This is a genomic window from Streptomyces aurantiacus JA 4570 (assembly GCF_000414115.1).
In the GTDB taxonomy this organism is placed as follows: Bacteria; Actinomycetota; Actinomycetes; order Streptomycetales; family Streptomycetaceae; genus Streptomyces; species Streptomyces aurantiacus_A.
Window position 1 is genome coordinate 1 of the sequence record NZ_AOPZ01000051.1, and the last position, 15411, is coordinate 15411.

The 15411-nt window shown below is 72.2% G+C and carries 12 protein-coding genes; 8 read left to right on the forward strand and 4 right to left on the reverse strand.

Going from position 1 to position 15411, the window contains the following annotated elements:
• Positions 1 to 26: 26 nt before the first annotated feature.
• Entirely contained in the window at positions 27 to 620 is a 594-nt protein-coding gene (locus STRAU_RS06665) for a DedA family protein (protein ID WP_037657910.1), read from the reverse strand.
• 366 nt (positions 621 to 986) lie between these two features.
• Between STRAU_RS06665 and STRAU_RS06670 the strand changes: the two genes are divergently transcribed.
• Complete coding sequence (locus STRAU_RS06670; RefSeq protein ID WP_037657892.1) at positions 987 to 2138, forward strand: sensor histidine kinase; 1152 nt, start codon at positions 987 to 989, stop codon at positions 2136 to 2138.
• Positions 2129 to 2773, forward strand: a complete 645-nt coding sequence (locus STRAU_RS06675; RefSeq protein WP_037657893.1) for a response regulator — start codon at positions 2129 to 2131, stop codon at positions 2771 to 2773. The genes STRAU_RS06670 and STRAU_RS06675 overlap by 10 nt, the downstream gene beginning before the upstream one ends.
• 84 nt (positions 2774 to 2857) lie before the next feature.
• Here STRAU_RS06675 and lysA read toward each other — a convergent pair whose 3' ends face one another.
• The 3 genes from lysA to STRAU_RS06690 form a co-directional block, all read right to left on the reverse strand.
• Complete coding sequence (gene lysA, locus STRAU_RS06680) at positions 2858 to 4228, reverse strand: diaminopimelate decarboxylase (protein ID WP_016639492.1); 1371 nt, start codon at positions 4226 to 4228, stop codon at positions 2858 to 2860.
• 258 nt (positions 4229 to 4486) lie between these two features.
• Positions 4487 to 5032 (reverse strand): SAV_915 family protein, encoded by a 546-nt coding sequence (locus STRAU_RS06685; RefSeq protein ID WP_016639494.1) that lies wholly within the window; start codon positions 5030 to 5032, stop codon positions 4487 to 4489.
• Positions 5033 to 5362: 330 nt separating this feature from the next.
• The gene (locus tag STRAU_RS06690; protein ID WP_016639495.1) at positions 5363 to 6046 is read right to left on the reverse strand and encodes a response regulator; all 684 of its coding nucleotides are present in this window, start codon (positions 6044 to 6046) and stop codon (positions 5363 to 5365) included.
• A gap of 652 nt (positions 6047 to 6698) precedes the next feature.
• On the opposite strand from STRAU_RS06690, the gene kdpB reads away from it, so the two are divergent.
• The 6 genes from kdpB (at position 6699) to scpA (ending at position 15401) form a co-directional block, all read left to right on the forward strand.
• Entirely contained in the window at positions 6699 to 8864 is a 2166-nt protein-coding gene (kdpB, locus tag STRAU_RS06695) for a potassium-transporting ATPase subunit KdpB (protein WP_016639496.1), read from the forward strand.
• A 296-nt stretch (positions 8865 to 9160) separates the two neighbouring features.
• The gene (locus STRAU_RS06700) at positions 9161 to 9970 is read left to right on the forward strand and encodes an SDR family NAD(P)-dependent oxidoreductase (RefSeq protein ID WP_016639498.1); all 810 of its coding nucleotides are present in this window, start codon (positions 9161 to 9163) and stop codon (positions 9968 to 9970) included.
• 17 nt (positions 9971 to 9987) lie between these two features.
• On the forward strand, positions 9988 to 10065 hold the full coding sequence (locus STRAU_RS44880; RefSeq protein ID WP_397926694.1) for a 50S ribosomal protein bL37: 78 nt from the start codon (positions 9988 to 9990) through the stop codon (positions 10063 to 10065).
• Between the two features lie 240 nt (positions 10066 to 10305).
• Positions 10306 to 11196: a GNAT family N-acetyltransferase gene (locus STRAU_RS06705; protein WP_016639500.1), complete on the forward strand. Its 891-nt coding sequence runs from the start codon at positions 10306 to 10308 to the stop codon at positions 11194 to 11196.
• Between the two features lie 114 nt (positions 11197 to 11310).
• On the forward strand, positions 11311 to 13167 hold the full coding sequence (mutA, locus tag STRAU_RS06710) for a methylmalonyl-CoA mutase small subunit (protein WP_016639501.1): 1857 nt from the start codon (positions 11311 to 11313) through the stop codon (positions 13165 to 13167).
• Positions 13164 to 15401 carry a methylmalonyl-CoA mutase gene (scpA, locus tag STRAU_RS06715; protein ID WP_016639502.1) on the forward strand — a complete coding sequence of 746 codons (2238 nt, stop codon included), beginning with the start codon at positions 13164 to 13166 and terminating at the stop codon, positions 15399 to 15401. Before mutA ends, scpA begins: the two co-directional genes overlap by 4 nt.
• The last annotated feature ends 10 nt before the right edge of the window (positions 15402 to 15411 follow it).

Here is a 15411-nt window from a genome sequence, read left to right on the forward strand (position 1 = left end):
CGCCGCGCCGACCCATCGGACACGCCCTAGTTCCTCGCCCGGTGCGAGCCGCGGCCCGCCTTGCGTATGCGGGCCACCACGAACACCACGACTGCCAGGGCGACCACACCGAGCACGGCCTTGGAGTACAGGCCGACGACGTCGGTGACCTCGTGCCAGCGGCTGCCCAGGGCGTAGCCGAGGAGCACGAATACGCTGTTCCACAGCAGACTGCCCAGGGTCGTCAGGCCCAGGAACACGGGCAGGGGCATCCGCTCGATGCCCGCCGGTATCGAGATCATGCTGCGGAAGATCGGGATCATGCGGCCGAAGAACACGGCCTTGGTGCCGTGTCGGGCGAACCAGTTCTCTGTCTTCTCTATGTCTGCCGTCTTCACCAGCGGAAGGCGCGCGGCGATGGCGACGGTGCGGTCACGGCCGAGCAGCGCGCCGACCCAGTACAGCGCGAGGGCCCCGACCACCGAGCCGACCGTGGTCCACAGCAGGGCCGACAGCAGGCTGAACTTGCCCTGGCTGGCGGCGAAGCCGGCGAGCGGCAGGATCACCTCGCTGGGCAGCGGAGGGAACAGGTTCTCCAGGGCGATCGCCGCGCCGGCACCGATCGCGCCGAGTGAGTCCATGAGATCGGCGGCCCACCCCGCTATACCGCCCGCGGGGGCGTCGGCGGGCGCGGCCGCGTACACGACGGACTGGACGGACCGCACGGACTCCGCGGCCATCGCGGACGCGGAGGTAGCGGCTGCCGCGACGGGCTCGGTCGCGGCGGCGAGGCTGCGCTCGGCGATGAGGCTGTGCCCGGCCATGAGGCTGTGCTCGGCGATGAGGATCATGTCTTCGACGGTACGAAACCCGCAGGCCACCGCGGTATGAGGGCGGCCGCAGAGTTCCGCTGCGGGCCGCCGCAGGCCGGGCCTGCGGTCGACCGCAGGCAGCTTTACGGTTTTCCGCAGTCCGCCGCGCGCACCGCTCGGCTAGCTTGATTGATCATGCGAAACTTTCTCGCCCGCCGACTGCGCGTCGCCGCCGGAGTCCTGCTCGGATTCCTCAGCGCCGTCGCCGAGTTGGTCATGACGCTCGTGTCCGGGCTGTGGCTGCTCGCCACGCTCGGGCGCTCCGCCGACGCCAGCCGCGGCGAGCCCCGGATACTGGCGGCCGCCCGCTGGTGGTCCGAGCTGCAGCGGCGCCGGATGGCCCGCTGCTACGACACGGGCGCGGCCGAGATGACCGCACCGCTGACCGGCATGCCCGCCCTCGCCTATGTCGCCACCCGCTGGACGGTCGGAATGCTGGGCGGCGTGGTGCTGCTGACCGCGGCTACCGGCGCGGGCTATGCGTCGCTGCTCGTATGGGGCTGGTTCCTGGTCGACCTCGCCCGCTGGCCGGTGACCATGGGGCTCTCCGGGCTCGGCGGCCTCTTCCTGCTCTTTTTGTCCATACAGGGAGTGCACGCCGTGGCACTGATGGACGAGCAGCTGGCCCGCCACTTCCTCAGCCCCGGCGACCGCCAGAGCCTGCAGCGCCGCATCGGCGAGCTGGCGAAGAGCCGGGCCGGAGTCGTGGAAGCCGTGCACGACGAGCGACGCCGCATCGAGCGAGACCTGCACGACGGCGTCCAGCAGCGCCTGGTCGCGCTCGGCATGCTGCTCGGCCGGGCCCGCCGCACCCCCGACCCCGGCAAGTCGGTGGACCTGCTCCGCCAGGCCCACGAGGAGTCGCAGCAGGCACTGAAGGAGCTGCGGGACGTCGCGTGGCGCGTGTATCCGGCGTCGCTCGACGAGGGCGGCCTCGCCGCCGCCCTGGAATCGGTCGCCGAGCGTGCCGCGATACCCGTGCGGCTCGCCTGCGACCTGCGGGACACACCCCCGCCGACGGCGCAGGCAGTCGCGTACTTCGTAGCCGCCGAAGCCGTGACGAACGCGGTCAAGCACTCCGGTGCCGGCCACGTCACGGTGCGGGCCGACCGGGCGGGCGCGCTGCTCCGGCTGTGCGTCGAGGACAACGGCCGCGGCGGAGCCGATCCGAACGGGAGCGGGCTGCTCGGCCTGAGCCGCAGGGTCGCGGCGCTCGACGGTAAGTTGACGGTGGCCAGTCCGGCCGGAGGTCCCACCGTCATCACCGCGGAGTTGCCATGCGCGTAGTGCTCGCCGACGACTCGACGCTGCTGCGCGAGGGGCTGGCCCGGTTGCTCGCCGACGAGGGACATGAGGTGACGGCGTCCGTGGGGGACGCGCAGGCCCTGCTCGAAGCGATCGCCACCGATCCGCCGGACGCCGCCGTGGTGGATGTGCGGATGCCGCCGACGCACACCGACGAAGGGCTGCGGGCCGCCCTTGAGATCCGCCGGACCTGGCCGGACACAGGCGTCCTGGTCCTCTCGCAGTACGTCGAACGGCGTTACGCCACGGACCTGTTGACCACGGCCACGGAAGGGGTCGGCTATCTCCTCAAGGACCGCGTCGTCCAGGTCGACGAGTTCCTGGACGCCCTCGACCGTGTCGGTGCGGGCCGGACCGCCTTCGACCCGGAGGTGGTCCGCCAGTTGCTGACGCTGAGCAGCCAGGTGGACCCGCTGCAGCGGCTGACCGAGCGTGAGCGCGAGGTGCTCTCCAAGATGGCGCAGGGGCATACGAACGCGGCCATCGCGGAGCAACTGCACGTCTCGCAGAGCGCGGTGGAGAAGTACGTCAACGCGATCTTCGACAAGCTGGAGCTGACCGACGTCAGCGGTTACAGCCGTCGGGTGCTGGCGATCCTGCGCTTTCTCGGCTCGTGACGCCGGCGGAGCGGGTGTTCCGCCTCGCCGCCGTCCGTCCTTGAGAGAGCAGGACCGCGTCTGGGGACGTCGGTCGGGAGACGGCTAAAGGCCGACGTCGCGGCTGCGGATGTCCTCCAGGGACTCGCGTCGGACGAGGAGTCGGGCGTGGCCGTCGGCGACGGCGATCACCGGGGGGCGTCCGACGAGGTTGTAGCCGGAGGCCATCGACAGGTGGTAGGCGCCGGCGACGGGGACGGCGAGGAGGTCGCCGGGGTGGGTGTCGGAAGGGAGTTGGATGTCGGAGGCGAGCACGTCGCCGGCCTCGCAGTGCCGTCCGACGACGGTCACGCGTGCGGGCGCGGCGGTGGAGCGGCGGCCGATGAGCCGCGGCAGGTAGCGCACGCCGTACAGCGCGGGGCGCGGGTTGTCGCTCATGCCGCCGTCGACGGCGACGAAGGTGCGGTCGCTGGTGCGCTTGACCGACAGGACGCGGTAGAGGGCGACGCCCGCCGGGCCCGCGATGGCGCGCCCGGGTTCGACGATCAGACGGGGCACGGCGAGGCCGGCGGCGGCGCAGCTCTCGGCGAGTTCCGCGCGTACCTTGCGGGCCAGGGTGGTGATGGCGAGGGCGTCCTCGCCCGGACGGTAGGCGATGCCGTGGCCGCCGCCGAGGTCCAGTTCGGGGAGAGTGATGCCGTGGTGGTCCTTGATGCGCGCCATCAGTCCGACGAGGCGGCGGACTGCGCACAGGTACGGCTTGTCGGTGGTGATCTGGGAGCCCAAGTGGCAGTGCAGGCCGACGAGTTCGAGGCCGGGCTGGTCGAGGATGCGGGCGATGGCGTGCTGCGCGGAGCCGTCGGTGATGGACAGGCCGAACTTCTGGTCCTCGGTGCCCGTCTGGATCTTGCTGTGTCCGCCCGCGGCGATGCCGGGGACGACACGGACGAGGACCTTCTGGCGGCTGCCGGGCGGCACGGCAGCCGCAAGGCGGGCGATCTCGGAGGCGCTGTCGATGACGATGCGCCCGACGCCGAGCCGCAGGGCGGAGCGCAGGTCCTCGGGGCTCTTGGCGTTGCCGTGCAGGACGATGCGGGAGGCGGGGAAGCCGGTGGTGACGGCGAGTTCGAGTTCGCCGGCAGAGCAGACGTCGAGGCCCAGGCCCTCCTCCTCGACCCAGTGCGCCATGGCGCGGCAGAGGAACGCCTTGGCCGCGTACAGGACATCGGTCTCGGGGAAGGCGTGCAGGTAGGTGCGGCAGCGCTCGCGCACCTCGGCCTCGTCGAGGAGATAGGCCGGGGTGCCGAAGCGGTCGGCGATCTCGGTGAGCGGCACGCCGCCGACGGCCAGGTCGCCGTGGGCGAGCCGCGTGGTGGAGTGGGGCCAGACGGTCAGGTCGTCGGGGGCGTCCATGGGCGGGGCGCCGACGGGGACCGTGGTGTGGCCGGGTGTTGCGGGGATGTCCGCAAGGGTCATGACTGGCTTCTCTTTCGCCTCGTCGTCTTCACGTCGCGTCTTCACGTCGCGTCTTCACGTCCTTCACGTCGCGTCTTCACGTCGCGTCTTCACGTCGTTCTCGTACCGGGCTCTGTGGGCGTCGGCGCCGTCGAGGGCGGCGCGGGTGCCCTCGGTCCGCGCTGTCATCGGCGTCCGCGTCATCGAGGAGCCGCTGGTGCCGCTCGGCGCCGATGCGCTCCGCGTCGCAGGCCCGGATTCAGCCGGTCCCGGCCGGATTCACCCGATCCACGCGGTCAGGGCGCCGACAAGTGCCGCCGCTCCGGTGACGCGCAGGGCGCCCACGGCCTGTGGGTCCCAGTCCCGCCAGCGGGAGGTGTCCCGGGCGGTGTCGGCGGCGGCGACAGCGGCTGCGGCGGAAGCGGCGACGGGCCGGGGAGCAGCCAGCACGAGCCCCGGGGCGGGCGTCACGGGGACGCGCCCGGAGCTCGAGGAGCCGGAGGAACCGGAGGAGCCGGAAGAGGCGGAGGAGCCGGACGTGCGTGGGGTGAGGCATGGGTCGACGGTGACGCGGGCGACGCCCAGCGGTTCGGTGAGCGCGCGCAGTGCCGGTTCGGAGAGCCGGATCCACCGCTGCCGCGCGCCGAGTTCGTCGGCGAGGCGCTGCGAGGTGGTGAAGGCGACAGCGGTGCGGCCGCCGAAGGGAGTGCGGAACAGGCGGGCGACACAGCCCGCGGGTCCCGGCCGGACGGGAACGAACAGGGGTCCGGCCGGGCCCCGTTCGGAAGGCTCGGGGTCTTCTCCGCACACCATCTGCTGAGTCATGGAGTTCCTCCTTGAGATGCCTTGGCAGGCTCTCGTCGGGTCAAGCGTTCGCCGTGCTGCCGGTGACGCGCGGGCGAGCGCGGGCACACAGTGACGTTATGCCCGGCACGGGGTGTCAACCGACCTTCCATGACGAGCCGTTGACGGAGATGCGGCGCACGCTGACACTCTGCTGACGCGCGGCCCGGCTCACGGGCCCGAACGAGTGAGGACGCGTACAGACAACGGCCGAGGTCAGGCGCGGGCGACGAGGACGGCGCGTGCGGCCGCCGCATGAGGACACCCCGGCCGAGCGCAGCGGCCCGGCGTCCGGCCCCGGCACAGCGGCCCTCACCCCTCGAACCGGTACCCCATCCCCGGCGCAGTGATCAGATGCCGCGGGTGGGCCGGGTCGGGCTCGAGCTTGCGGCGGAGCTGGGCCATGTAGACCCGCAGGTAGTTGGTCCGCGTGCTGTGGGTGGGCCCCCACACCTCGCCGAGGAGCTGCTGCTGGCTGACCAGGCGGCCGCGGTGGCGGACCAGGACCTCCAGGAGGTGCCACTCGGTGGGAGTGAGGCGCACGGCGCGGCCGTCCCGTAGTGCCTTCTTGGCGAGCAGGTCGAGGGTGAAGCCCTCGGTCTCGACGAGGGCGGTCACCTCGTCGCGCGCCGCGGAGCGGGTCCTGCGGGCGGCGGCCCGCAGCCGGGCGAGCAGCTCGTCCATGCTGAAGGGTTTGGGGATGTAGTCGTCGGCGCCCGCGTCGAGCGCCGCGACCTTCTCGTCGGAGGCATGGCGGGCGGACACGACGAGGACGGGCGCGCGGCTGAAGCCCCGCAGCCATCGGATCACGTCGATGCCGTCCATGTCGGGCAGCCCGAGATCAAGCAGGACCACGTCCGGGGGACGCGCCGAGGCCAGACGCTGGGCCGTGCCCCCGTCGACCGCCGCGTCCACCTCGTACTTCCGTGCCTTGAGATTGATCTCCAGAGCCCGTACGAGCTGTGGGTCGTCCTCGACCACCAGCACCCGGGTCATCGGTGTGCCGCCTCCTGAAGGTGCGTGCGGGCGGGGCCCGCGATTCGTACGCTCTTGTGAAGCAAAGCGCCCACCAGCGGGTTCGCCGTCGCTCTTGACGTCTCTCATACGGCACTCGGGACGGCGTTGACGGCTCTCTTACGGTGGGGCCACATCGCGTACGCCAAGCCCCCGACGGCTGCCGGGAGCTGATCATTCCGCCCCGGCGCGTGCGCCGTAACACCCGCCGCGCTTCCGGTAGTTGCGGGCGCCCGGCCCGCGACCCCCCTCGTGGCCGCGGGCCGAGACGCCCGTTCGGACGGACGACCGGCACCGGATGTGCGGCGGACACAGCCCCGGCCCCCGCATCTGGACTGCGCGTACCGCCGACGGCGCTCGTCACTCGCCCCCGGCCGCACATCACGGCGTCGTTCGCCCGTCCCCCCGTGGTGATCAGTCTTGGGTCCGTTCCAGCGCTTCCCGGTTTTGTTGACGGCCTCCTGATGCGCCATCAGGGCTTCTTGACGGAGGCTTGACGGGCGTTCGGCACGGCCTGTCAGGGGGTCGTAAATTCCCTGCCGCGAAGGTGATTTGGTGAGGTTGGGGCGGCTACCTTCCTGTCCGCACGGCCGCGCTCCGTGGCCGCTCCCCCACCAGAAAGTCACCTTCGCCGATGCTTCCCGCCGCCCCGCAGCAGGCTCCGCACACGCCCGAGAGCCAGTCGTCCGGGCGCAGTCCCGAGAACCGTCCCGGCCGCCGCCGGCGGGTCCGCCCCGGCGGCCTCGTCGACCCCGGTCAGCTCCTGAGGTCGATCCCCGACGCGCTGCACAAGCTGCGCCCGCGCGCGCTGGTCAAGAACCCCGTCCTGTTCGTCGTCGGCTGCGGCGCGGTGATCACGACCGGCACCGCGGTGTTCGACCCGTCCGTCTTCGCCTGGATCATCAGCCTCTGGCTATGGCTCACGGTGTTCTTCGCGAACCTCGCGGAGGCGGTGGCGGAGGGCCGCGGCAAGGCGCAGGCGCTCGCGCTGCGCAAGGCGCGCACGGACACGGTCGCGCTGCGGCTGCGGCACAACTGGCGCGTGGGCACGGACCTCCAGGGCGCGGAAACGGAGGCGGTGGCCGCCACCGAGCTGCGGCCCTTCGACTTCGTCCTGGTCGAGGCGGGCGAGCTGATCCCGGCGGACGGCGACGTGGTCGACGGGGTCGCGGCGGTCGACGAGTCCGCCGTCACGGGCGAGTCGGCCCCGGTCGTCCGGGAGTCGGGCGGCGACCGCAGCGGCGTCACGGGCGGCACGACGGTGCTGTCCGACCGGATCGTCGTGCGGGTCACCTCGCGCGCCGGGCAGTCCTTCCTGGACCGCATGATCGCGCTGGTCGAGGGCGCGTCCCGGCAGAAGACGCCGAACGAGATAGCCCTGAACATCCTGCTCGCCGCGCTCACCATCGTCTTCGTGCTGGTCGTCGTGAGCCTGCAGTCGATGGCTTCGTACGCGGACGCCGCGCAGCCCACGACCGTGCTCGTCGCGCTCCTGGTGACGCTGATCCCCACCACGATCGGCGCGCTGCTCTCCGCCATCGGCATCGCGGGCATGGACCGGCTCGTGCAGCGCAACGTGCTGGCCATGTCCGGCCGCGCGGTCGAGGCGGCGGGCGACGTGAACACCCTGCTGCTCGACAAGACCGGCACCATCACCCTCGGCAACCGCGAGGCCGACGCGTTCATGCCGCTGCCCGGCGTCGACGAGCTGCACCTCGCCGACGCGGCGCAACTGTCGTCGCTGGCCGACGAGACGCCCGAGGGCCGCTCCATCGTCGTGCATGCCAAGAACAAGTACGGGCTGCGCGCGCCCGCGCAGGGCGAGCTGGCCAACGCGCGGTTCGTGGAGTTCAGCGCGCAGACCCGGATGAGCGGCATCGATCTGCGCTGGGACAACGGCGCGGCCTGCGCCATCCGCAAGGGGGCCGCCGCCCAGGTGATCACCTGGGTGGAGCTGCGGGGCGGCTCGGTGCCGCCGCAGGCCCGGATGTTCGCCGACTCCGTCGCCGCGGCGGGCGGGACGCCGCTGCTCGTCGCGGTGCACGACTGGGACGGGCCGCGCGTCCTCGGCGTCGTCCAGCTCAAGGACGTGGTGAAGAACGGCATCCGCGAACGGTTCGCCGAGCTGCGCCGCATGGGCATCCGCACCGTCATGATCACCGGTGACAACGCGCTCACGGCACGCGCGATCGCCCGGGAGGCGGGCGTCGACGACTTCCTCGCGGAGGCGACACCCGAGGACAAGCTCGACCTGATCAAGAAGGAGCAGGAGGGCGGGAAGCTCGTCGCGATGACGGGCGACGGCACCAACGACGCGCCCGCGCTCGCGCAGGCCGACGTCGGCGTGGCCATGAACACCGGCACCTCGGCCGCCAAGGAGGCCGGGAACATGGTGGACCTGGACTCCAACCCGACCAAGCTCATCGAGATCGTCGAGATCGGCAAGCAGCTCCTCATCACCCGTGGCGCCCTGACCACCTTCTCCATCACCAACGACGTCGCGAAGTACTTCGCGATCATCCCGGCGATGTTCACGGGCGCGTACCCGGGCCTGGAGGCCCTCAACATCATGGGCCTGCACAGCCCGAAGTCGGCCATCACGTCGGCGATCATCTTCAACGCGCTGATCATCGTCGTGCTCATCCCGCTCGCCCTGCGCGGCGTCCGCTACACGCCGGCGTCCGCGCACGACCTGCTGCGCCGCAACCTGGCGGTGTACGGACTCGGCGGGCTCGTGCTGCCCTTCCTCGGGATCAAGTTGATCGACCTGGTGGTGTCGACGCTGCCGGGGCTGAGCTGACGGCAGGCCCGGCCGACGGCATCAGAGGGCCGTCAAAGACTGTGCGCGGCGCTTGAAGCCCGGTTCACGGGCCAGTTGGATGAACATCGTGAACACCTTCGCGCACCATGACGACCGGCCGCCTCATACGGCGGTGCCGGTCTCGCGCCCTGTTCACGTCACGGTGCGCTGACGTCGCACCGCATCCCCTTTCGCCGTGACGGGCGCTCCTGACGAGCGCGCACGGCCTTTCCGTATCGCATGCCGCGGGCCCTCGCCGAGGGCTGTCGAGGCATGCCTCAGCACAGGATCCGATCATGCCTTCTGCCGCACTGTCCGGGCGCACCGCGCTCGTCACCGGAGCCACCTCCGGCATCGGCCACGAGACCGCCCGCCTCCTCGCCGAGCACGGCGTCACCGTGCTCGTGCACGGCCGCACCGCCGACGAGGCCCAGGCCGCCGTCGACAGGCTCGTCGCCACGGCCGGCGTCGACGTGGCGAGGCTGCGCGCGGTCGCCGCCGACTTCACCCGCCTGGAAGAGGTCGAGCAGCTCGCGAGCCGCGTCGTCGCCGAACACCCGCACCTGGACGTGCTCGTGAACAACGCGGGGATGGCCGCTCCGGAGCGCCACACCATCACCGCCGACGGCAACGAGATCGCCTTCCAGGTGAACTTCCTCGCGCACTACCTCCTCACGAGCCTGCTCGAACCCGCCCTGACCAGTGATCCGGGTGGCCGCGTCGTCAACGTGTCGTCGTCGCTGCACCGCACGGCGTCGATCTCCTGGAGCGACCCGAACCGGGCCCGCCGCTACTCGCGCCTGGCCGCCTACGCCCAGTCGCAGCTCGCCCTCACCGTCTTCGCCGCCGACCCCCGCGTGACCGCCGTGTCCGTGCACCCCGGCGTGTGCGACACCGCGCTCCTGCCGCTGTACGCGCACGAGGGCGCGTCGGCCGCGGAGGGCGCCGCCCACGTGGTGCGGCTGTGCGACCCGGCCACCGAGATCGTCAACGGCGCGTACTACGACGGTGCCGAGCGCGTCGAGCCCGCCGCGGCCGCGACGGAGGACCGCACCGTCAAGCGCCTCAACAAGCTCGCGGCCCTGCTGGTCGGCCACGAATCTTGAAGGGCTGGACCGACTGGATGTCGAAGCGCGCACGCAAGAAGAGGGCACGTCGTAAGAAGAAGGCCAACCACGGCAGCAAGGCGGGGCAGAGCTAGGCGCTCTGCGGGAAGGGCCGCGATGGGCCGTCGCTCGACTGCGGGCCCATCGTGGCTGGTCGCGCAGTTCCCCGCGCCCCTGCGGGGCACGTCACCAAGGCCGCTCAGCAGGCCCTCGCACGGTCAGCGGTACGGTCCTCCCCCGCCGGAGGGCCGCACCGCTGACGCCGTTCACGCCTCCGCCGACCCGCACGGCAGCCCTGACCCACCCACCCCATCACCCCTTCAGGAGTACCGCCCGTGATCCCGCTTCAGCGGCACCAACTGCCCGCACTCTCGCGCTGGTTCACGGCCGCGGCGCCCGGCACGGCCGCACTGCCCGAGCACGTCCTCGCGCACGGAGCGGGCCAGTGGTGGGCCGACCGGGCGGTCACCCCGCGCGCCCTCGCGGTGTCGTGCGCGGGCCATGTGCTGCTGCGCGGCGACCCGCGCGCCGTCTCCCCGTGCGGCCTCGCGCCGTTCGCCGCCCATCACGTCGAGGCTCCCCCGCGCTTCCTGCCCGTGCTCGGCGCCGCCTTCGACCGCATCGTGCCGGCCGAACGCATGGCGTACGTCCACCGGGAGCACGTCGACGCGCCCCGGCCGCCGCGCGGGGTGCGGGTACGCCGTGTATCCGGTGACGACGCCGCCGCGTTCGCGGCACTGTGGGCCGACTCCGAGTGGCTGCACGCGAGTTGGGGCGGTGCCGCCGCGCTCGCCGCCTCCGGGCACGCCGTCGCCGCGTTCGACCGGGGCGGCCGGGCGGTGTCCGTGGCCTGCTCCTACTTCGCGGGCGAGGCGTACGAGGACGTGGCCGTGGCCACCGCGCCCGAGCACCGCCGCAAGGGCCTCGCGCACGCCTGCGTCGCCGCCCTCACCGCCGACATCGCGGCCCGGGGCCGCACCGCGAGCTGGTCGTGCGCCCGCGACAACCGCCCCAGCCGCCTGCTGGCCTGGACCGCGGGCTTCCGCCTGGAGCACGAGTACACCCACTACGTGACGGGCGCGCCGCGCGCCGCCGAGGCGGCACCGGGACAGACCGCCCCACCACAGGCACCCGCTCCCGCACAGCCACCCGTCCACGCCCACGCCCCGGCCACGAAGGCCCCCAGCCCCCATCGCGCCCCTATTCCAGCGAAACCCCACCCCTAGAAATTACTCCGCAGTAATAACGTCCCGGCCGCCTCAGATCAAGACTGACGGGAAGAGTGCAAGGTCACAGCGGTGCCCCAGCACCGGGCCCTGATTCCGCCCTAGCATCGGAACATGACGGTCCTGCCTGACGACGGGCTTTCGCTGGCCGCCGAGTTCCCTGATGCGACCCATGAGCAGTGGCAGCGCCTGGTGGAAGGCGTACTGCGGAAGTCGGGTAAGGACGTATCGGGGGCGGCGGCCGAGGAAGCGCTGTCCACCGCGCTCGAGGACGGGCTCAGCACCCGCCCCCTGTACACCGCCCCTGACGCCGTGGCCGATGTGGGCCATCCGGGTTTCGCCCCCTACGTGCGGGGGGGCCGCGCGGCGGGCGGTGCCGCGACCGGCTGGGACGTACGGCAGCGGCACGCGACGAGCGACCCCGCGCGCACGAACGAGTCCGTCCTCGCCGACCTGGAGAACGGCGTCACGTCGCTGTGGCTCACCCTGGGCCCGGACGCGCTGCCGGTGTCCGGTCTCGAGCGGGCGCTCGACGGCGTGTATCTGGACCTGGCCCCCGTCGTCCTCGACGCGGGTGCCGATGTCGAGCCCGCCGCACGGGAGTTGCTGCGCATCGTCGCGGCCGCGGGCGTCGCGAAGGACGCGGTACGCGGCAATCTCGGCGCGGACCCGCTGGCGTACGAGGCCCGCACGGGCGAGGAGTTGGCCACGGACGCGGCCGTCGAGCTCGCCCGGCTGTGCGGCCGTGAGTACCGCGGCCTGCGCGCGCTCACCGTGGACGCGCTGCCCTATCACGAGGCGGGCGGCTCCCCCGCGCAGGAGCTCGGCGCGTCGCTCGCGACCGGCGTCGCGTATCTGCGGCTCCTCACCGGCGCGGGGCTCACCCTCCAGGAGGCGTGCGCGCAGCTGGAGTTCCGGTACGCGGCCACCGCCGACCAGTTCCTGACCATCGCCAAGTTCCGTGCCGCACGCCGCCTTTGGGCGCGGGTGGCCGAGGCGAGCGGCGACGTCGACGCGGGCGCGCAGCTCCAGCACGCGGTGACGTCACCGGTGATGATGGCGCGCCGCGACCCGTGGGTGAACATGCTGCGCACGACGCTGGCCTGCATGAGCGCCGGCGTCGGCGGCGCCGACTCGGTGACGGTGCTGCCCTTCGACCACTCCTTGGGCCTGCCGGACGCCTTCGCGCGCCGCATCGCCCGTAACACCTCGACGATCCTCCTGGAGGAGTCGCACCTGGCCCGGGTCATCGACCCGGCGGGCGGCTCCTGGTACGTGGAGCGGCTCACCGACGAACTCGCCCACACCGCCTGGGAGTTCTTCCAGGAGATCGAGCGCGCGGGCGGCCAGGCGGCGGCCCTGCGCTCCGGCATGCTCGGCGACCGCCTCGCGGCGACCTGGGCCGAGCGCGGAAAGAAGCTCGCCAAGCGCCGCGAACCGATCACGGGCGTCAGCGAGTTCCCGAACCTGACGGAGAAGCCCGTCGAGCGCGAGCCCGCGCCCGCAGGGCCCACGGGCGGCCTGCCGCGGGTGCGCCGCGACGAGGCGTACGAAGCCCTGCGCAGCCGCTCCGACGCCCATCTCGCCGCGACCGGCGCCCGTCCGAAGGTGTTTCTGGCCGCGCTCGGCCCGGCCGCCGCGCACACCGCGCGTGCCGCGTTCGCGTCGAACCTCTTCCAGGCGGGCGGCATCGAGGCCGTGCACGACCCGGTCTCGGTGGACGCGACGAGCGCCGCCGACGCCTTCAAGGCCAGCGGCGCCGGCGTCGCCTGCCTGTGCTCCAGCGACGCGCTGTACGCGGACGAGGCGGCGGCGGTCGCCGCGGCCCTGAAGTCGGCGGGCGCCGAGCGGGTGTTCCTCGCGGGGCGGCCCGGTGAGTACGGCAAAGATGTCGACGCGTACGTCTTCGCCGGCTGCGACGCCGTCGCCGTGCTCTCCTCCACCCTCGACCTCATGGGAGTGGCGTCATGACGATCCCCGACTTCTCCGGCATCGGCCTGGAGCCGGACGCGGCCCCGCGGGGCTCCGCCGAGCAGTGGCGCGCCGCGGTCGAGGCGGCCACCGGCAAGGACGCCGACGACCTGCTGTGGGAGACTCCGGAGGGCATCGCCGTCCAGCCGCTGTACACCGACGCGGACCTGACGGGCGTGGACTTCCTGGGGACGTACCCGGGCGTTGCGCCGTATCTGCGCGGCCCCTACCCGACGATGTACGTCAACCAGCCCTGGACGATCCGGCAGTACGCGGGTTTCTCCACCGCGCAGGAGTCCAACGCCTTCTACCGCCGCAACCTCGCGGCGGGCCAGAAGGGCCTCTCCGTCGCCTTCGACCTGCCGACGCACCGCGGCTACGACAGCGACCACCCGCGCGTCACCGGCGACGTCGGCATGGCGGGCGTGGCCATCGACTCGATCTACGACATGCGTCAGCTGTTCGACGGCATTCCGCTGGACAAGATGACGGTGTCGATGACGATGAACGGCGCCGTGCTTCCCGTACTCGCGCTGTACATCGTCGCCGCCGAGGAGCAGGGCGTGCCGCCGGAGAAGCTGGCGGGGACCATTCAGAACGACATTCTCAAAGAGTTCATGGTCCGCAACACGTACATCTATCCGCCGAAGCCCTCGATGCGCATCATCTCCGACATCTTCTCGTTCACCTCGCAGAAGATGCCGCGCTACAACTCCATCTCGATCTCCGGCTATCACATCCAGGAGGCCGGGGCGACGGCCGATCTGGAGCTGGCGTACACGCTCGCGGACGGCGTCGAGTATCTGCGGGCGGGGCGCGAGGCGGGTCTGGACGTGGACGCCTTCGCGCCGCGGCTCTCGTTCTTCTGGGCCATCGGCATGAACTTCTTCATGGAGGTCGCCAAGCTGCGCGCGGCGCGCCTGCTGTGGGCGAAGCTGGTCAAGCAGTTCGACCCGAAGAACGCCAAGTCCCTTTCGCTGCGCACCCATTCGCAGACCTCGGGCTGGTCGCTGACCGCCCAGGACGTCTTCAACAACGTGACGCGCACCTGCGTGGAGGCGATGGCGGCGACGCAGGGCCACACGCAGTCCCTGCACACGAACGCCCTCGACGAGGCGCTCGCACTGCCCACCGACTTCTCGGCGCGCATCGCCCGCAACACCCAGCTCCTGCTCCAGCAGGAGTCGGGCACCTGCCGGGTCATCGACCCCTGGGGCGGCAGCGCGTACGTGGAGAAGCTGACGTACGACCTGGCGCGCCGTGCCTGGCAGCACATCCAGGAGGTCGAGGCAGCTGGCGGCATGGCGCAGGCCATCGACGCGGGCATCCCGAAGCTGCGCGTCGAGGAGGCCGCCGCGCGCACGCAGGCGCGCATCGACTCCGGTCGGCAGCCGGTGATCGGCGTGAACAAGTACCGGGTGGAGACCGACGAGCAGATCGAGGTCCTGAAGGTCGACAACTCCTCGGTGCGCACCCAGCAGATCGAGAAGCTGCGGCGGCTGCGCGAGGAGCGCGACGACGCGGTGTGCCAGGACGCCCTCGCCAAGCTGACGGCGGCCGCCGAGCGCGGCTCGGGCCCCGGTCTTGAGGGCAATCTCCTCGCTCTCGCCGTCGACGCGGCCCGCGCGAAGGCCACGGTCGGGGAGATCTCCGACGCCCTGGAGAAAGCGTACGGGCGGCACGCGGGCCAGATCCGTACGATCTCCGGTGTGTACCGCACCGAAGCAGGCCCGTCGCCGTCCGTCGACCGCACCCGCGCGCTGGTCGCGTCCTTCGAGGAGGCCGAGGGGCGCCGCCCGCGCATCCTGGTCGCCAAGATGGGCCAGGACGGCCACGACCGCGGCCAGAAAGTCATCGCGACCGCCTTCGCCGACCTGGGCTTCGACGTCGACGTCGGCCCGCTGTTCCAGACCCCCGGGGAGGTGGCGCGGCAGGCCGTCGAGGCGGACGTGCACATCGTCGGCGTCTCGTCGCTGGCGGCCGGGCACCTCACGCTCGTACCGGCGCTGCGCGCGGAGCTGGCCGCCGAGGGCCGCGAGGACATCATGATCGTCGTGGGCGGCGTGATCCCCCCGCAGGACGTCGAGGCGCTGCACGAGGCGGGCGCGGCTGCGGTGTTCCCGCCCGGCACGGTCATCCCCGACGCGGCGTACGACCTGGTGCGGCGGCTCGCCGCCGGGCTCGGCCACGAACTGCCCGCCGCCGAGGCCGCGTCCGGCAGTGGCGAGCTGTGAGCCGCTGAGT